The sequence below is a fragment of the Streptomyces sp. LaPpAH-108 genome (assembly GCF_000373625.1).
GTDB lineage: Bacteria > Actinomycetota > Actinomycetes > Streptomycetales > Streptomycetaceae > Streptomyces.
Genome location: NZ_KB891987.1, coordinates 259599 through 277064, shown reverse-complemented (window position 1 = coordinate 277064; position 17466 = coordinate 259599). Strand labels below are relative to the sequence as shown.

Annotated in this window: 15 protein-coding genes; 8 read left to right on the top strand and 7 right to left on the bottom strand. The window is 71.4% G+C overall.

The genetic code is table 11. From position 1 onward, the window contains the following. Window positions 1-344: 344 nt before the first annotated feature. Window positions 345-674 carry a WhiB family transcriptional regulator gene (locus tag B079_RS0101325; RefSeq protein ID WP_018543958.1) on the top strand — a complete coding sequence of 110 codons (330 nt, stop codon included), beginning with the start codon at window positions 345-347 and terminating at the stop codon, window positions 672-674. 148 nt (window positions 675-822) lie between these two features. Here B079_RS0101325 and B079_RS0101320 read toward each other — a convergent pair whose 3' ends face one another. Further along, window positions 823-1728 carry a LysR family transcriptional regulator gene (locus tag B079_RS0101320; protein ID WP_018543957.1) on the bottom strand — a complete coding sequence of 302 codons (906 nt, stop codon included), beginning with the start codon at window positions 1726-1728 and terminating at the stop codon, window positions 823-825. A gap of 80 nt (window positions 1729-1808) precedes the next feature. On the opposite strand from B079_RS0101320, the gene B079_RS0101315 reads away from it, so the two are divergent. After that, window positions 1809-2477, top strand: a complete 669-nt coding sequence (locus B079_RS0101315) for an MOSC domain-containing protein (RefSeq protein ID WP_018543956.1) — start codon at window positions 1809-1811, stop codon at window positions 2475-2477. Window positions 2478-2529: 52 nt separating this feature from the next. After that, window positions 2530-3303, top strand: a complete 774-nt coding sequence (locus B079_RS0101310) for an SDR family NAD(P)-dependent oxidoreductase (protein WP_018543955.1) — start codon at window positions 2530-2532, stop codon at window positions 3301-3303. A 108-nt stretch (window positions 3304-3411) separates the two neighbouring features. Here the strand turns inward: B079_RS0101310 and groL are convergent, their stop codons facing one another. The 4 genes from groL to B079_RS0101290 all read right to left on the bottom strand — a co-directional run bounded on the left by groL (window position 3412) and on the right by B079_RS0101290 (window position 8740). Continuing rightward, window positions 3412-5040: a chaperonin GroEL gene (gene groL / locus B079_RS0101305; protein ID WP_018543954.1), complete on the bottom strand. Its 1629-nt coding sequence runs from the start codon at window positions 5038-5040 to the stop codon at window positions 3412-3414. A 119-nt stretch (window positions 5041-5159) separates the two neighbouring features. Continuing rightward, window positions 5160-5468 (bottom strand): co-chaperone GroES, encoded by a 309-nt coding sequence (groES, locus tag B079_RS0101300; RefSeq protein ID WP_018543953.1) that lies wholly within the window; start codon window positions 5466-5468, stop codon window positions 5160-5162. A gap of 792 nt (window positions 5469-6260) precedes the next feature. Next, on the bottom strand, window positions 6261-6980 hold the full coding sequence (locus B079_RS0101295; protein WP_018543952.1) for a hypothetical protein: 720 nt from the start codon (window positions 6978-6980) through the stop codon (window positions 6261-6263). 836 nt (window positions 6981-7816) lie between these two features. Then, on the bottom strand, window positions 7817-8740 hold the full coding sequence (locus B079_RS0101290) for a polysaccharide deacetylase family protein (protein ID WP_026248239.1): 924 nt from the start codon (window positions 8738-8740) through the stop codon (window positions 7817-7819). Window positions 8741-8830: 90 nt separating this feature from the next. On the opposite strand from B079_RS0101290, the gene B079_RS0101285 reads away from it, so the two are divergent. Continuing rightward, a complete protein-coding gene (locus B079_RS0101285) occupies window positions 8831-10018 on the top strand; it encodes a THUMP-like domain-containing protein (protein ID WP_018543950.1) in 1188 nt (395 codons plus the stop codon). Between the two features lie 10 nt (window positions 10019-10028). Here the strand turns inward: B079_RS0101285 and B079_RS0101280 are convergent, their stop codons facing one another. Next, on the bottom strand, window positions 10029-10667 hold the full coding sequence (locus B079_RS0101280; RefSeq protein ID WP_026248238.1) for a Uma2 family endonuclease: 639 nt from the start codon (window positions 10665-10667) through the stop codon (window positions 10029-10031). A 123-nt stretch (window positions 10668-10790) separates the two neighbouring features. Then, window positions 10791-11813, bottom strand: a complete 1023-nt coding sequence (locus tag B079_RS0101275) for a LacI family DNA-binding transcriptional regulator (protein WP_018543948.1) — start codon at window positions 11811-11813, stop codon at window positions 10791-10793. Window positions 11814-11953: 140 nt separating this feature from the next. Here B079_RS0101275 and B079_RS0101270 point away from each other — a divergent pair, with 140 nt between their 5' ends. Genes B079_RS0101270 through B079_RS0101255 form a run of 4 tightly spaced genes read left to right on the top strand, consistent with a single transcriptional unit; the run spans window position 11954 to window position 17397 of the window. After that, the gene (locus B079_RS0101270; RefSeq protein WP_018543947.1) at window positions 11954-13255 is read left to right on the top strand and encodes an ABC transporter substrate-binding protein; all 1302 of its coding nucleotides are present in this window, start codon (window positions 11954-11956) and stop codon (window positions 13253-13255) included. Further along, entirely contained in the window at window positions 13252-14127 is an 876-nt protein-coding gene (locus B079_RS0101265; protein ID WP_026248237.1) for a carbohydrate ABC transporter permease, read from the top strand. Before B079_RS0101270 ends, B079_RS0101265 begins: the two co-directional genes overlap by 4 nt. Before the next feature lie 4 nt (window positions 14128-14131). Further along, window positions 14132-15025, top strand: coding sequence for a carbohydrate ABC transporter permease (locus B079_RS0101260; RefSeq protein ID WP_018543945.1), 894 nt, complete (start codon window positions 14132-14134; stop codon window positions 15023-15025). Between the two features lie 59 nt (window positions 15026-15084). Further along, window positions 15085-17397, top strand: coding sequence for a glycoside hydrolase family 3 N-terminal domain-containing protein (locus tag B079_RS0101255; RefSeq protein ID WP_018543944.1), 2313 nt, complete (start codon window positions 15085-15087; stop codon window positions 17395-17397). The last annotated feature ends 69 nt before the right edge of the window (window positions 17398-17466 follow it).

Below are 17466 nucleotides of genomic sequence, written 5' to 3'. Positions count from 1 at the left end.
TCCAGGCTGGTACGGAATCGTCACCTGTGCGGTCGACCGTCTCGGACGCCTGCCCGAGCACTTGTGTTTTCAACCGCCTCCGCACTCTCAACGACGGTCACTCGAAAGAGTTACGGGGCCACACGCTGTCTTCGGCACTCTACGTGAGGGGGCCGACACGGTGGAGACATGGCCGACGGACTCTCGCCGTTTCATCACAACCCATGCCCCATTTAGACCTTTTTGCTCCCATTTCACGGTGTCTAGAGCTAGATTCGCAATGAGTCATATTTTCATCTCCTTAGACCGGAGATGTACGGTCGAAGGCACCGTATCCGCCCAGAACGGCTACAAGGGGTCACGTAATGGCAGATTTCTCCCGCCTTCCCGGACCGAACGCGGACCTGTGGGACTGGCAGCTGCTGGCAGCCTGCCGCGGGGTGGACAGCTCGCTCTTCTTCCACCCGGAGGGCGAGCGCGGGGCGGCTCGGAGCGCTCGTGAGAACTCGGCCAAGGAGGTCTGCATGAGGTGCCCGGTCCGGGCCGAATGTGCGGCACACGCCCTGGCGGTACGGGAGCCGTACGGCGTGTGGGGCGGCCTCACCGAGGACGAGCGCGAGGAGCTGATGGGACGGGCGCGCAACCGTCTGGTGTCGGCGACGACCACCGGTGGGAGCGCCACCCCCCATACATGAAGGAACGTTTCTCCATACGCTTCCCGAGGGGCACGAGCAGACGTGCCCCGGACTCTTGGTGCCGTGGACCAGCCGTGGGACCACCCATGACCAGCGGCCCCGCGCGCTTCCTCGTAGCCCTCTGTGCCCTCTGCGCGCCCCCGCGCGTCTACCGCCGCCCCAGCCCCTCGGCCGCCCTCGCCAGTTGCTCCAGTGTCGCCGCCACCGCCGGGACCTGGGCCAGGTCGGGGAGGGTGAGGGCGACGATCTCGCGTCGTACCGCCGGTTCGAGGCGGACCACGCGCACGCCCCGGGGCCGTACCGAGTCCACCGCGAGCTGTGGCAGCACCGCGACCCCGAGACCGGCGCCGACCAGGCCGATCACCGCGGGGTAGTCGTCGGTGGCGAAGTCGATGCGCGGGGTGAAGCCCGCGCCCTCGCAGACCTGCACCAGCTGGCCCCGGCAGCGGGGGCAGCCCGCGATCCAGGGCTCGTCGGCCAGTTCCCCGATGGCGACGGAGTCGGCGCGGGCGAGCCGGTGGCGCTCGGGGACGAGGGCGACCAGACGGTCCGTCAGCAGCCGCCGTACGACCAGGTCGTCCCACTCCTCGGCGGCGGCGCCCGCGTAGCGGAAGGCGAGGGCCAGGTCGCAGTCGCCCTCGCGCAGCAGCTCGACGGACTTCGGCGGCTCGGCCTCCTCCAGGGAGACGCGGGTGCCGGGGTGGGCGGCGCGCAGGGCGGCCAGGGCGGTCGGGACCAGGGCGGAGCTGCCGCTCGGGAAGGAGACGAGCCGGACCCGGCCTGCCCTCAGGCCCGCGATGGCGGCGACCTCCTCCTCGGCGGCGGTGAGCCCGGCGAGGATGCCGGAAGCATGCCTGACCAGGGCTTCTCCGGCCTGGGTCAGTCGCATTTCGCGGCCTCCGCGCACCAGCAGCGGGGTGCCGACCGAGGCTTCGAGCGCCTTCATCTGCTGGCTCACGGCGGGCTGGGTGCAGCCCAGTTCGCGGCCGGCGGCCGAGAAGGAGCCGGTCGTGGCGACGGCGCGCAGGACGCGGAGATGACGGGCCTCGATCACCCTTCGAGCATAAGCCGCGCTTGGGAGAGGTGCCCAATATCGCGTCGACGCTTTGGGAGACGGTCACGTACCGTGCGCTCATGAAGCTTCTTTCCGTCAATCTCGGGCACCCCAAGGCGGTGCCGTACACGGATCAGGCGCAGGGCCTGACGGGCATCGACAAGCGGCCCGTCGACGGGCCGGTGCGGGTGTCGGCCCCGGGGCCGAAGGGGGTCGGCGGGAGCGGCCTCGCCGGGGACACGGTGTGCGACCTGCGCCATCACGGCGGGGACGATCAGGCGGTGTACGCCTTCGCGCGCGAGGACCTGGACGAGTGGGAGCGAGAGCTGGGCCGACCTTTGGCCAATGGCTGCTTCGGGGAAAACTTGACCATGGACGGCGTCGAGGTGTCCGGGGCCCTCATCGGGGAGCGGTGGCGGATCGGTCCGGAGCTGGTTCTGGAGGTCACCTCGGGGCGGATCCCGTGCCGTACGTTCCAGGGCCATCTGGACGAACGGGGCTGGGTGAAGAGGTTCACCCGGAAGGCCGTCACGGGTGCCTACCTCCGGGTGATCGAGCCGGGCGAGATCCGGGCGGGCGACGCGGTGGAGATCGTGCACCGACCGGAGCACGGGGTGACGGCGGCGATGCAGTTCCGCGCGGCCACCACGGAGCGGGAGCTGCTGCCGCTGCTGCTTCCGGCGATCGACGCGCTGCATTCCGAGATGCGGGCGAAGGTGCGCAAGTACGTGGCGGAACAGGCGGGCTGAGGGCGCGTCACCGAGGACGTACGACCCTGCCCGGGGTCACTACCCTTGGGCCATGACAACGGCTCTGATTACGGGATCGACCGCGGGGATCGGCGCCGCGTTCGCGCGGCGGCTGGCGGCTGACGGGCATGACCTCGTCCTGGTCGCGCGCGACACCGGGCGGCTGCGGGAACAGGCGACCGAGTTGCACGACCGGCACGGCATCGAGGCGGAGGTGCTCACCGCCGACCTGGCGGACGACAAGGGCATCGAGACCGTCGCCGAGCGCCTCGGTGACCGCCGCAACCCCGTCGACCTGCTGGTCAACAACGCCGGTTTCGGCAACAAGGGCCGCTATCTCGACGTCTCCATGGCCGACGAGCTGCGGATGCTCAAGGTGCACTGCGAGGCGGTGCTGCGGCTGACCTCGGCCGCGACGGAGGCGATGCGCGAGCGGGGGCGCGGTGGCGTGGTGAACGTCGCCTCGGTGGCGGCCTTCGTCCCGCGTGGCACGTACGGCGCCTCGAAGGCGTGGGTCGTGCAGTTCACCCAGGGCGCGGCGAAGGACCTCGCGGGCACCGGCGTCCGCCTCATGGCCCTGTGCCCCGGCTTCGTCCGCACCGAGTTCCATCAGCGCGCCGGGATGGGCACCGACAACATCCCCGGCTGGATGTGGCTCGACGCCGACAAGGTCGTCGCCGAAGCCCTCGAAGACCTCTCCCGCGGCAAGACCCTCTCCATCCCCGACCCTCGCTACAAGACCCTGATGGGCCTGGCGAAGGTCGCCCCGCGGGGGCTGCTGGGGACGCTCAGCGCACGGACGGGGCGGAAGTACGGGCCGCAGTGAACCCGCTGACGGCCGGTGGGGACGGGGGCCGGTCTCCGGGGAACAGCACGTCGCCCCGCCGCAGGGCGCGGCGGGGCGAGGTGACGGGTCCGGTGCTACCGGTTCAGGTCAGTGGGAGTGACCGTGGCCGTGGCTGTGGCCGGCCGGGGTCTCTTCCTCTTCCTTCTTCTCGACGACCAGGGTCTCGGTCGTCAGGAGGAGGGCGGCGATGGAGGCCGCGTTCTCCAGGGCGGAGCGGGTGACCTTGACCGGGTCGATGACGCCGGCCTTGATGAGGTCGCCGTACTCGCCGGTGGCGGCGTTGTAGCCCTGGCCCTTCTCCATGTCCTTGACCTTGGAGACGATGACGTAGCCCTCCTGGCCGGCGTTCTCGCCGATCCAGCGCAGGGGCTCGACCACGGCGTTGCGGACGACCGAGACACCGGTGGCCTCGTCGCCGGTCTTGCCGAGGTTGTCGTCCAGGACCTTGGAGGAGTGGACCAGAGCGGAGCCACCACCGGAGACGATGCCCTCCTCGACCGCGGCGCGGGTCGCGGAGATGGCGTCCTCCAGACGGTGCTTCTTCTCCTTCAGCTCCACCTCGGTGGCGGCGCCGACCTTGATCACGCACACGCCGCCGGCCAGCTTCGCGAGGCGCTCCTGGAGCTTCTCGCGGTCCCAGTCGGAGTCCGTGTTCTCGATCTCGGCCTTGATCTGGTTGACGCGGCCCGTCAGGTCGGCCGCGTTGCCGCCGCCCTCGACGATCGTGGTGTCGTCCTTGGTGACGGTCACGCGGCGGGCGGTACCGAGCACGTCAAGACCGGCCTGGTCGAGCTTGAGGCCGACCTCCTCGGAGATGACGGTGGCGCCGGTGAGGACGGCCATGTCCTGCAGCATCGCCTTGCGGCGGTCGCCGAAGCCGGGGGCCTTCACCGCGACGGCGTTGAAGGTGCCGCGGATCTTGTTGACCACCAGGGTGGAGAGGGCCTCGCCCTCGACGTCCTCGGCGATGATCAGCAGCGGCTTCGAGGCGTTGGTCTGGATGATCTTCTCGAGCAGCGGGAGCAGCTCGGTGATCGAGGAGATCTTGCCCTGGTTGATCAGGATGTACGGGTCGTCGAGGACGGCCTCCATACGCTCCTGGTCGGTGACGAAGTACGGGGACAGGTAGCCCTTGTCGAAGGCCATGCCCTCGGTGAAGTCCAGCTCCAGACCGAAGGTGTTGGACTCCTCGACGGTGATGACACCGTCCTTGCCGACCTTGTCCATGGCCTCGGCGATCAGCTCGCCGACCTGGTCGTCCTGCGCGGACAGCGCGGCGACGGCGGCGATGTCGGACTTCTCGTCGATCGGGCGGGCCGCGGCGTGCAGGTCCTCGGAGACGGCCTTGACGGCGGCGTCGATGCCCTTCTTCAGGGCGGCCGGGGAGGCACCCGCGGCGACGTTCTTCAGGCCCTCGCGCACCAGCGCCTGGGCGAGCACGGTGGCGGTGGTGGTGCCGTCACCCGCGATGTCGTTGGTCTTGGTCGCCACCTCCTTCACCAGCTGGGCGCCAAGGTTCTCGAACGGGTCCTCGATCTCGACCTCACGGGCGATCGTGACACCGTCGTTGGTGATGGTGGGCGCGCCGAACTTCTTGTCGATGACGACGTTGCGACCCCGGGGGCCGATCGTCACCTTCACCGTGTCGGCCAGCTTGTTGACGCCGCGCTCAAGGGCGCGACGGGCGTCCTCGTCGAACTTCAGAGTCTTCGCCATGACAGCGGTAGCCCTCTCGAAAATCTGGGTGGATGTGACCGCGCCCCCGGCCGCCCGGCTTCCTCTCGGTCGCGGGGGGCCAGGGGCGCAGTGGTGAAGCAGAGACTGCTTCGGGTGAACTACTTCTCGATGATCGCGAGCACGTCGCGCGCCGAGAGGACGAGGTACTCGTCGCCGTTGTACTTCACCTCGGTGCCGCCGTACTTGCTGTACAGCACGATGTCGCCGACCTTGACGTCGAGCGGCAGGCGCTCGCCGTTCTCGAAGCGGCCCGGGCCCACGGCGAGGACGGCGCCCTCCTGGGGCTTCTCCTTCGCGGTGTCCGGGATGACCAGGCCAGAGGCCGTGGTCTGCTCGGCGTCCAGCGGCTGGACCACGATGCGGTCCTCGAGCGGCTTGATGGCAACCTTGGAGCTGGCGGTCGTCACGATCCGACCTCCCCCTTCTGAGATCACACGGGGTTGACTGTCTGAGGTGGCGACCAGGTGGATCCGTCGTCGCGGGTGCCGGACCTGCCCGTCGCTTTGTTGGCACTCTCTGCTGCCGAGTGCCAGAGCCGAGACTATGACTGGGGTTAGCACTCGGTCAAGCGGAGTGCCAATTGCCGTGCGGCGCGTCGGCGATCGGGGGTGCGGGGAGGTGGCTCGGCCTGTGTGGGGGTTGCACCCCCACGCCCCCGCTTTCGGCCCTCAAGGGGCCTCGTCCTCAAACGCCGGACGGGCTGATGGTGGCCGCTGTTATGGGGCCTTGGTCTGCGCCGGACGGGCTGGTGGTGGCTGCTGCTACGGGGTCTTGGTCTGCTGGGTGCGGGCTGATGGTGGCTGCCGTTACGGGCCTTGGCCTGCTTCGGGCGGACTGGTGGTGGCTGCTGCTATGGGGTCTTCGTCTGCTCCGGGCGGGCTGATGGTGGCTGCGGTTATGGGGCTTTAACATCCGCCGGACCGGCCGATAGTGGCTGCTGTTACGGGGCCTTAGCCTGCTCCGGGCGGGCTGGTGGTGGCCGGGGTTACGGGTCTTGGTCTGTGTCGGGGAGGCTGGCGGTGGTCGGCGCTACGGGCCTTCGTATCCGCCGGACCGGCTGAGAGTTGCGGCCGTTGTGGCCTTGGCGTTCGCCGGACCGGCTGGGAGTGGCCGTCTTTAAGGGCCTTGGCATCCGCCGGGCGGCTGAGAGTGGCCGCGCTACGAGCCTCGGGGTTCGTCGGTCGCCTGGGCCGGGTCGTCTACAGGTAGTCCTCCAGGTGGCCCACCGTCAGGCCCCGTTCCTGGACCCGTCGCAGCAGGCGGGCCGTTCGCTCGCCCAGTGCTGTCGCCGAGCCTCGGGCCGGGCCCACTCGGACGATGTCGCCGGGGAGGAGTGTGTGGGTGCCTCTGGTGTAGGCCACGCCTGTTGAGGTGACGGTCGCGCGCCAGAGGACCAGCGCGGTGATGCCGCAGTGGGCGGCGGCGCGGAGGGTGGTGTGGTCGTAGGCGCGTTGGCGGGGGCGGAGGAGGTGGGGGGTGGGGTGGGTGCAGAGGGCGGTGTGCTGGCGGGGGTAGGGGAGGCCGGGGAGGGTGCCGTGGCGGGGGGCCCGGCGTTCGACCGTCGCGCCCGCCTTGTGCAGGGCGGGTTGGGGGGCGGTGGCGAAGACGGTTACCGGCAGGCGGAGTTCGCGGATCAGGGTGGCCAGGCGGGGGTCCTGGCCCGCGCCGTCGTCGTAGGTCAGGAAGACGACCTTGTCGGTGGTGGGGACGCGGTCCACGACCGGCGGGAGGGGGGTCGTGCGGGTGGTCGCCGCGTGGTGGGGGGCGGTGGCGAGGGGGGCGGGCAGGCCCCAGTGGCGGTAGGCGCGGTCGGCACGTACGACGGGGCGGTGCACTCCCTCGGCGGCCTTCTTGCCGAGGCGTTCGATGGGGTCGACGGACTGGGCGCAGCCGGTCAGGAGGGTGACGGTGGCGAGCACGGCACACAGCGCGGCCCGCGTGCCTCCGACCCCAGCCCTGGTCCGGGCCCCGACCTCAGTCCCGATCCCAGCCCCAGCCCCGATCGCGGCCCCGCCTCCGATCCCGGCACCAGTCCCAGTTCCGATCCCAGCTCTGGCCCCGACCCCGGTCCCGGCTCCAGCACCGGTCCCGACACCAGCCCTAGCTCTGGTCCCGGACGCAGTCCCGACCTCGACCCCAGTCACGACTCCGGCCCCAGCCACGGTCCCAGTCCCAGCCTCGATCCCGGCCCCGAATCCGACTCCAGTCCCGATGCCAGCCCCAGTCCCGACCCCGACTGCGGCCCCGACTCCGATACCAGCTCCAGGACCGGTCCCGGCCTCAGCCTGAGCCCCGATCCCGACCTCAGCCCCAGCCCCCGCCCCGCCTCCGATCCCGACTCCAGTCCCGATGCCAGCCCCAGTCCCGGTCCCGGCTTCAGCCTCAATCCCGATCCCAACTCCGGTCCCAGGCTCGCCTCCGATCTCGGCCCCGGCCCCGACCCCAGCCCTGGTCCGGACCCCGACCTCAGTCCCGATCCCAGCTCCAGTACCGATCCCAGCCCCAGCCTCGATTGCGGCGGCCTCGACTCCGATCCCGATCCCGGCTCCAGTACCGGTCCCGGCCTCAGCCTGAGTCCTGATCCCGACCTCGGCCCCAGCACCAGTCCCGATCCCGACTCCGATCCCGGCCCCTCTTCCAGGACCGGTCCCGGCCTCAGCCCCACCCCCGGTCCCGCCCGCGCCTCCACCCCTCACCGAACGCCCCGGCTCCCGCCGAACCCGTCCCAGCCGAATCGGCCTCCGCCCCCCACCCCTCACAGGTAGTCCTCCAGGCGGGCCACCGCGTAGCCCTCGGCTGTGACCTTGTTCAGGAAGCGGCGCATGTCGTCGACCATGGTGCCGTTCCACTCGTCGGGGCCCCGGAAGTGGGTGAGGACGATGTCGCCACGGCGCAGTTGCTGGTCGTCCTCGCGGAACTCCCAGTGGTCGACGAAGACCTCTTCGTTCCAGATCGGGGCGTACTTGATGCCGCAGGACTTGGCGGCGCGCAGGGTGTCCTGGTTGTAGTCGCCGTAGGGCGGGCGCAGGACGGTGGGGCGCTTGCCGAACTGCTTCTCCATGATGTCCTGCATCCCGCAGATCTCGCGGCGCTGCTCCTCGTAGGAGAGGCCGGGGAGATAGGGGTGAGTGAGGGTGTGGTTGTTCAGGGTGTTGCCGTACGACTGCATCGTGCGGAAGTAGCCGTAGTCGTCCTTGACGAGGTAGTTGCTGAGGAAGGCGGTGTACGGGATCTTCAGCTCCCGCATCATCTCCAGGAACCGGGGGTCCTTCTCGGCGCCGTCGTCGATGGTGAGGAAGACGACCTTCTGCCGGGTGGGGACGGTGGTGAAGACCGGGGGGAGGTCCCAGTCGTCCTGGTGGTCGACCTCGAAACCGGCGCGGGCGGTGATCTTCGGCTTGGTGGTGGGCGGCGCGGGCGGGGTGAGCGGGACCTGGGTGAGCCCCCACTTGCGGGCGGCGGCGGCCATGCGCTGCTGTTCGGCGGCGCGGGCGGCGGCAGCGTCCTGGGGCTTGGCGGGGCCGCCCTGTCCGGCGGGGGCCTTGTGCGGGGCGGCGCTGTCGCCGGGGCCCGCGCAGCCGGTGAGGACGGCGGCGGTGGTCAGTGCGGCGGCGCCGCACCGCAGGGCGGTCGAGCGCCAACGCGCCCGAATTTTATCGTTTTGTACGACGGCTCGCATGGTGCCGGATCTTGGCAGGCCGGAGCCCCGTGACCGGCCCGACACCGCCGCCGGAGGCGTACGGTCCACCGACTGGCCCACAATGAGCCGGTGAACGACCAGCTCTCTCCCCTCCCCGCGTTCCACGCCCTGCGCACCGACGAGGGCCGGGCCCTGCTCGACGAGGTGCGCGGCACCGCCCCGGCCGACGAACTCGCCGTCGCCACCCGGCTGCGCCGCACCCACCCGGTCGGCCTGGTGTCGGCCGCGCTGGGGCAGGCCCGGCTGCGGCAGCGGGCGGCGGCCAAGTTCGGGACCGAGGACGCGGAGCGGATGTTCTTCACGCCGAACGGGGTCGAGCAGTCGACCCGGACCAGCGTGGCGGCGTACCGCGCGGAGCGGATGCGGGCGCTCGGGGTGACCTCGGTGGCTGATCTGTGCTGCGGGATCGGCGGCGACGCGATCGCGCTGGCCCGCGCGGGCATCCGGGTGCTCGCCGTGGACCGCGACCCGCTGACGGCGGCGGTGGCGCGGGCGAACGCGGAGGCGCTGGGCCTGGACGGTCTGATCGAGGTGCGCGAGGCGGACGTCACCGAGGTGGACACGGCCGGGTACGACGCGGTGTTCGTGGACCCGGCGCGACGCGGCGGCCGGGGCCGGATCTTCGACCCGGAGGCGTACTCACCGCCGCTGTCCTGGGCGGTCGCGGCGGCCCGTACGGCCCCGCGCGCCGCGCTGAAGATCGCCCCCGGCGTCCCGCACGAGGCGGTGCCCGCCGAGGCCGAGGCCGAGTGGATCTCGGACGGCGGGGACGTGAAGGAGGCGGTGCTGTGGTTCGGCACCGGCGCCCCGGGCGGCGTCCGCGCCACCCTGCTCCCGGGCCCCCGCACCCTGCTGGGCCGCGGCCTGCCCGACCCGGCGGTCCGCCCGGTCGGCCGCTACCTCTACGAGCCCGACGGCGCCGTCATCCGCGCCCATCTGGTCGCCGAGGTCGCCGAGGACCTGGACGGCGGCCTCCTGGACGAGACCATCGCCTACATCACCGCCGACACCCTGCGCCCCACCCCCTACGCCACCGCCTACGAGATCACCGACCAACTCCCCTTCAACCTCAAGAAGTTGAAGTCCCTCCTCCGCGAACGCCAGGTCGGCACCCTCACCGTCAAAAAGCGCGGCTCAGCGGTCGAACCGGAAGAACTCCGCCGCAAGGTGAAGCCCCAGGGCCCGAACTCCGCGACGGTGTTCCTGACCCGGGTGGCAGGCGCCCCGACGATGCTGATCGGACATCCGGCAACGTAGGGCGCCCGGCTCAGGCCGTAACGATCGACTTGCCCACCGCGAAACCCTTCGCCGGGCCCTCCGGGATCACCGCGTCCGTCCCGTACGGAACCCGGTGCTCGTCGGCGTACTTGCCCTTCTTCGCATCGGGGGACGTCAGCACCAGCACGGCTCCCTCGTCGTCGTAGTCGTCGACGATCACGTAGACCGGAATGCCTGCCCGGGCGTACTCGCGGCGCTTGCGGGCGCGGTCGCGCTGGAGGTTGCGGTGGCCGGGGGAGGTCACTTCGATGACCATCTTGACTCCGGCGGCGTCGACGCCGAGGCCCTCTTCATCGGGGATCTCGTCGAGGTCGACGGGCGCGACGAAAAGGCCGGGCACCCAGACCTTCTGGCGGTGAATGACGTTGATGTCTTGATAGGGCGCGTAACCACCGCGCGCCAAGTGCGTGTCCAGCGCCCGGCGAAGCCGGTTGCACAGCACGCCGTGACGACGGCGACCGGTAGGCGACACCTCGATGGCCCCCTCGATGATCTCGGCGCGGTAGCCCTCGGGGAGATCCATGGCCTTCCACGCCTGCCACAGGACCTCGTCCAGATCGGAAACCGGCTCGGGAACCGGCTGATCCGTCACCACCGGGGCCACCACCTCTTCTGCGAGAGCGGTCATCGTGAAGCACCTCCTCCTTCAAGTGTGGGCATGTGCGCCGCTGCGGCACAAGCGACAAGGAAACGCTAGGGAAGCCCCTGCACCTGACGCTCCGTAACCTCTGCCGATCATCCAAACGGGTGATCACGCAGGCGGCGCCCCCGTGCTCGACCGCACCACCAGGCTCGTCGCCAGTTCCACGCGGGTGGAGGTGGGCTCGGCGCGGCCGAGGTCGAGGACCAGGCGGGCGGCGGCTTCGGCCATTTCGGTCAGGGGCTGGCGGACGGTGGTCAGTGGGGGGCCGACCCAGCGGGCGACGGGGAGGTCGTCGAAGCCGACGACGCTGAGGTCGTCGGGGACGCGGAGGCCGAGTTCGCGGGCGGCTTCGTAGAGGCCGAGGGCCTGGAGGTCGTTGCCCGCGAAGACGGCGGTGGGGCGGTCGGGGGCGCGCAGGAGGTCCAGGCCGAGGCGGCGGCCGGAGTCGTGGTGGAAGTCGCCCGCCTTGATCAGGGCCGGGTCGACGGGCAGACCTGCCGTCTCCAGCGCGGCCCGGTAGCCGTCGAGGCGGGCGCGGCTGCACATCATGCGGGAGGGCCCGCTGATCGCGCCGATCCGGGTGTGGCCGAGGTCGATGAGGTGCCGGGTCGCGGCGAGGCCGCCCTGCCAGTTGGTGGCGCCGATGGAGGGCACGTCGGCCCCCGGGTCGCCCGCCGGATCGAGGACCACGAAGGGGATGCAGCGGCTGGTCAGCAGGGCGCGCTGGGCGTCGTCCAGGTCCGACAGGACGAGGATCACGCCGTGCGGGCGGCGGCCCGCGACCTGGTCGGCCCAGGTGCGGCCGGGGGTGAGCCGCCCGGCGCTCTCGGAGAGCACCACGCTCAGGCCCGCCTCCCGGGCCACGTTCTCCACGCCCCGGATGACCTCCATCGCCCAGGCGCTCTCCAGCTCGTGGAAGACCAGGTCGATCAGCGGCGAGCGCGTCGCCTCGGCCCGTCTGCGGCGGTAGCCGTGGGCGCGCAGCAGCTCCTCGACCCGGGCCCGGGTGGCCGCGGCGACGTCGGCGCGCCCGTTGAGCACCTTCGAAACAGTCGGAGCCGACACCCCGGCCTCCCGGGCGATCTCGGCGAGCGTGGCGCTCTGCGCCGTTCCGTTCTTCGTCGGCTTCATGGCCGCGATCGTATCTCTGCGCGACCTCTTGACGGGCTTCCTCGGGCGTCTTACGTTCCCGGAACATTCGAGTTGTCTTTCGAAACATTCGAAGAGATGCGCGGAGTCATCCGCGAACGATCCGTGAGGGGTGCCCGTTCATGGAGACCTACAGCAGACGCTGGTTGCTCGGTGCCGGCGCCACTACCCTGGCCGCCGGGCTCACCGCCTGCGGTTCCGGCGGCGGCTCCGGCGCGGACGGCACGCTCACGGCGTTCGTGTACGGCGACGACGCGGCCAAGGTGCAGGCCGCGGCGGTCGCGCGGTTCAACTCCTCGGCCGCGGCCCGCACGACCAAGGGCCGGGTGCGCCTGGAGAAGGTGCCCGGCGCGGAGTACCCCGCCAAGCTGCGCACCGCGATGGGCTCGCCGAACGCCCCCGACGTGTTCTTCAACTGGGGCGGCGGCTCCATCAAGGCGTACGAGGAGGCCCACCAGCTCCTCGACCTCACCGGCACCATCGCCTCCGACCCGGTGCTCAAGAACGGCTTCCTGCCCTCCGTCCTCGCCGCGGGCGCGCTCGGCGGGCGCGAGTACGGCATCCCGATGCGCGGCATGCAGCCGGTGATCCTCTTCTACAACAAGCGCCTGTTCACCGAGCACAAGCTGAAGCCGCCCACCACCTGGGACCAACTCCTGGACAACAACGCCAAGTTGAAGAAGGCCGGGATCACCCCCTTCGCCCTCGGCGGCGCGGACATCTGGCCCGAACTCATGTGGCTGGAGTATCTGGTGGACCGCATCGGCGGCCCCGAGGTCTTCGACCGGATCAAGAACGGCGACTCGGCCGCCTGGGGCGACCCGGCCGTCCTCAAGGCCGCCCGGACCGTGCGCGAACTCATCGACGACGGCGCCTTCGGCAAGGGCTTCAGCTCGGTCGCCTACACCAACGGCGGTGCGCCCGCGGCCTTCGCCAAGGGCAAGGCGGCGATGCATCTGATGGGCTCGTGGGAGTACTCCACCCAGCTCGGCAAGTTCCCGGACTTCGCCAAGAAGGACCTGGGCTGGTGTCCCTTCCCGGAGTTCGAGGGCGGCGCGGGCGACATCCGCAACGTGGTCGGCAACCCCACCAACTACTGGTCGGTGAACGCCCGGACGAGCAACAAGGACGCCGCCCTCGCCTTCCTGCGCGACTGCGCCTCCGAGCGCTACGCCAAGGCCCTGATCGCCAACGGCGACATCCCGGCCACCTCCAACGCGGCCGACCTCCTGGACGCCTCCCCCAACCCGGAGTTCGCCCGCTTCCAGTACCGCATGGTCCAGAACGCCCCCGCCTTCACCCTGAGTTGGGACCAGGCGGTCGACCCGAACGCGGCCACCCCGATGCTCACCGAGGTCAACAAACTGTTCGTCGGCAAGTCCTCGCCGGAGCGGTTCGTGTCGGCGGTCAAGGAGCTGAAGTGAGCGGTGGGACCAGCGGGTTGGCCGCGCGAGCCGGGCGCCCCCACCCCTCCTGGGCGCTGCCCGCCGTGCTCTTCTTCGGCTTCTTCGCCCTCCTCCCCATGGTCCTCGCGTTCTGCCTGTCCTTCACCACCTGGAACGGCCTGGGCGACCCCCGCCCGGCCGGGCTGACCAACTGGCACAAGCTGATCGAGGACGACCGGCTGACCCAGTCCCTGACCGCCACCGCCCTGCTGACGGTGGCCAGTTGGGCCTTCCAGACGGTCGCCTCCCTGCTGCTCGGGGTGTGGGCGGCGGGACGGCAGCGCAACCGGGCGATCCTGTCGGCGGTCTTCTTCGTGCCGTTCCTGCTGTCCTCGACGGCGATCTCGCTGCTCTTCTACGCGCTGCTCGACCCCAACTTCGGCATCGTGCGCGGCGACACGCTCGGCTCCACCTCGGGCGCGTTCCTCGCGCTGGTCTTCGTCGGCGGCTGGCAGTTCATCCCCTTCCACACGATGATCTACCAGGGCGGGGCACGGCAGATCCCCGACGTGCTCTACCAGGCCGCCGCGATCGACGGCGCGGGCCGTCTGCGCCGGTTCGTCTCCATCACGCTGCCCCAGCTGCGCAACACGGCGACGACATCGGGCGTGCTGATGATCGTCGGCTCGCTGACCTACTTCGAGACCGTCCTGATCCTCACCCAGGGCGGCCCCGGCACGGACACCGCGATCCTGCCGTACCTGATGTACGAAGCGGGCTTCAAGAGCTACGACTTCGGCTACGCCAGCGCCGTCGCGACCTTCCTGGTCGTGGCCGCCACCGCGCTGTCCCTGCTGCTGATCCGGCTGTCCGGCTTCGGCGCCATGCGCAGTACCCGCGAAGGAATGTGACGCCGTGGCCCCCGACACCCTCACTCAGCCGGTCAAGTCCCCCGCGCTCCCAAACCCGGATCGGCCGCCGCGCCGCCTCTGGACCCGGCGCGCCGACCCGCTCGCCGGACTTGGCTCGGTGATCTGGCTGGCCGTCGTCATCGTCCCGGTCTACGCGATGATCTCGCTGTCGCTGACCGGCCAGGACGAGGCCCTGGGCCACAACGCCCTGCGCCCGCCGCGCCACCCCACCCTGGCCAACTACGACACCGTCCTGCACAGCGGCTTCGGCCACTTCCTCGCCAACACCGTGCTGGTCGCGGCGGCCGTCATGGCCCTCGTCCTGGTCCTGTGCGTGCCGCTGGCGTACGTCGCCGTCCGCACCCGGGGCTTCTGGTCGGGCGCGGCCTTCCGGCTGTTCCTGCTCGGCGTGGCCATCCCCGCGCAGGCCGTGGTGGTCCCGCTCTATCTGATGATCGCCAAGCTGAACCTGTACGACAGCCTGCTCGCGGTGATCCTGCCCACCGCCGCCTTCGCGATGCCGGTGTCGGTCCTGGTCCTCACCGGCACCCTGCGGGACATCTCCGAGGAGCTGTACGAGGCGATGGCCCTGGACGGCGCCTCCCCGGCGCGGATGCTCTTCCAGCTGGTGATCCCGCTGGCCAAGGGCGGCATCGGCACCGTCGTCGTCTACGCCGCGCTCCAGGCGTGGAACGGCTTCCTCTTCCCTCTGATCTTCACCCAGTCCGACGGGCCCCGCGTCCTCACCCTGGGCCTGTTCACCTACGTCAGCCAGTTCGGCGTGGACATCCCCGCCCTGCTCGCCTCGGTCGTCCTCTCCGGCATCCCGGTGTTCGCCGTCTACCTGGTGGCCCGGCGGGCCCTGGTCGGCGGCCTGATGGGCGTGGGCGGCAAGTGATCCCGCCCGTCTCGCGCGTCCCGCGTCCGCTCTCGTACGCCACCCCCGACAGGAGTTCCATGACCACCGCCCCCTGGCGCGACCCCGCCCTGCCCGCCGCCGACCGCGTCGCCGACCTGCTGGCCCGGATGACCCTGGAGGAGAAGACGGCCCAGCTGTACGGCGTGTGGGTGGGCGCGGAAGGCGGCGAAGTCGCGCCGCTGCAGGGCGAGATGAGCGAGGTGCCGGACTGGGACGGGCTGATCGCGCACGGCCTGGGCCAGCTGACCCGCTCCTTCGGCACCACCCCCGTGGACGCGGCGGCGGGTGCCCGTGCGCTCGCCGCCGCCCAGCGCCGTATCACCGCCGCGGGCCGCTTCGGCATCCCCGCGCTCGCCCACGAGGAGTGCCTGGCCGGTTTCACCGCCTGGGGTGCGACCGCCTATCCGGTCCCGCCCGCCTGGGGTGCCTCCTTCGACCCGGAGCTGGTGGCGGAGATGGGCCGCAGGATCGGCGCCGACCTGCGCGCGGCCGGCGTCCACCAGGGCCTCGCCCCGGTCCTGGACGTGGCGCGCGATCTGCGCTGGGGCCGGGTGGAGGAGACCATCGGGGAGGACCCGTACCTGGTCGGCACGGTCGGCGCCGCCTATGTACGGGGCCTGGAGTCGGCCGGGGTGGTCGCCACCCTGAAGCACTTCGCCGGGTACGCGGGCTCGGCGGGCGCCCGCAATCTGGCGCCGGTGCGGGCGGGCGTCCGTGAGCTGGCGGACGTCGTGCTGCCGCCCTTCGAGCTGGCGCTGCGCGAGGGCGGCGCACGGTCGGTGATGGCCGCCTACACCGAGACGGACGGCGTCCCGGCCTCGGCCGACCCGGAGCTGCTGACCGGCCTGCTGCGCGAGGAGTGGGGCTTCACCGGCACGGTGGTCGCGGACTACTTCGCCGTCGGCTTCCTGCGCACCCTGCACAAGGTGGCCGCCACGAAGACCGAGGCCGCCCAACTGGCCCTGGCCGCCGGGATCGACGTCGAGCTGCCCACCGTGGACTGCTACGGCACGGACCTGGTCGCGGCGGTACGGGCCGGGGACGTGCCCGAGTCCCTGGTGGACCGCGCGGCCCGCCGCGTCCTGCTCCAGAAGTGCGAACTGGGCCTGCTGGACGAGGACTTCACCCCCGAGACCGAGAGCCCGGCCGACCTGGACCCACCGGGGAACCGTGCCCTGGCCCGCCGTCTGGCGGAGGAGTCGGTGATCCTGCTCGCCAACCCGGCCGGACTGCTGCCCCTCTCCCCCGCCGCCCGCATCGCGGTGGTGGGCCCGCGCGCCGCCGACCCGCTCGCGATGCTCGGCTGCTACTCCTTCCCCTCCCACGTCCTCCCCCACCACCCGGACGTGCCGCCGGGCATCGAGATCCCGACGGTCCTGGAGTCCCTGCGCACCGAACTCCCGGACGCGGAGGTCAAGTTCGCCGAAGGCTGCGGTGTCGCGGACCCGGACACCTCCGGCTTCGCGGAAGCGGTGGCCCTGGCCGCGGACGCCGACGTGTGCGTGGCGGTGCTCGGCGACCGGGCGGGCCTGTTCGGGCGGGGCACCTCCGGCGAGGGCTGCGATGTGGCGGACCTGGAACTCCCGGGCGTCCAGGCCGGGTTGCTGGACGCACTGGTGGCCACCGGCACCCCGGTCGTCCTGGTCCTGCTCACCGGCCGCCCCTACGCCCTGGGCCGCTGGGACGGCCGACTCGGCGCGGTCGTCCAGGCGTTCTTCCCCGGCGAGGAGGGCGGCCCGGCGGTGGCCGGAGTGCTCTCGGGCCGGGTCAACCCCTCCGGACACCTCCCGCTGAGCGTGCCCCGCGACCCCGGCGGCCAGCCCTGGACCTACCTCCAGCCACCGCTGGGCCTCCCCAGCGAGGTCAGCGCCCTGGACCCGACACCCCTCTTCCCGTTCGGGCACGGACTGTCGTACACCTCGTTCGCCTGGGGGGAGTTCAGCGGCGCGGAACCCGTCGAGATCGGCACGGACGGGGTGTACGACCTCGCGCTGACCGTGCGCAACACCGGGGAGCGGGCGGGCGCGGAGGTGGTGCAGCTCTATCTGCACGACCCGGTGGCCTCGGTGACACGCCCCGAGGTGCGGCTGATCGGTTACCAGCGGCTGGAGTTGGCGCCGGGCGAGGCGGCCCGGGTGAGCTTCCGGTTCCACGCCGACCTGGCGTCCTTCACCGGGCGTTCGGGCACCAGGATCGTCGAACCGGGGGCACTGGAGCTGCGGTTGGGCCCGTCGAGCGCCGAGGTGCGGCACACCGCCCAGGTGACGCTGACCGGGCCGGTGCGGACGGTGGGCACCGACCGGGTGCTGCGCTGCGAGTCGGCGGCGACGCGGGTGGCGCCGCCCGAGTGAGCCGGGAACGGCGAAGGCGCCCCGGTCGAAACCGGGGCGCCTTCTGATCTGAGCGCCGGGCAGGCCTTG

What these genes read in the sequence shown, in the direction of transcription:
- B079_RS0101325 (WP_018543958.1), top strand. Translation starts at nt 345, where the DNA reads ATGGCAGATTTCTCCCGCCTTCCCGGACCGAACGCGGACCTGTGGGAC.
- B079_RS0101315 (WP_018543956.1), top strand. Translation starts at nt 1,809, where the DNA reads ATGAAGCTTCTTTCCGTCAATCTCGGGCACCCCAAGGCGGTGCCGTAC.
- B079_RS0101310 (WP_018543955.1), top strand. Translation starts at nt 2,530, where the DNA reads ATGACAACGGCTCTGATTACGGGATCGACCGCGGGGATCGGCGCCGCG.
- groL (WP_018543954.1), bottom strand. Translation starts at nt 5,040, where the DNA reads ATGGCGAAGACTCTGAAGTTCGACGAGGACGCCCGTCGCGCCCTTGAG.
- B079_RS0101290 (WP_026248239.1), bottom strand. Translation starts at nt 8,740, where the DNA reads ATGCGAGCCGTCGTACAAAACGATAAAATTCGGGCGCGTTGGCGCTCG.
- B079_RS0101280 (WP_026248238.1), bottom strand. Translation starts at nt 10,667, where the DNA reads ATGACCGCTCTCGCAGAAGAGGTGGTGGCCCCGGTGGTGACGGATCAG.
- B079_RS0101275 (WP_018543948.1), bottom strand. Translation starts at nt 11,813, where the DNA reads ATGAAGCCGACGAAGAACGGAACGGCGCAGAGCGCCACGCTCGCCGAG.
- B079_RS0101270 (WP_018543947.1), top strand. Translation starts at nt 11,954, where the DNA reads ATGGAGACCTACAGCAGACGCTGGTTGCTCGGTGCCGGCGCCACTACC.
- B079_RS0101255 (WP_018543944.1), top strand. Translation starts at nt 15,085, where the DNA reads ATGACCACCGCCCCCTGGCGCGACCCCGCCCTGCCCGCCGCCGACCGC.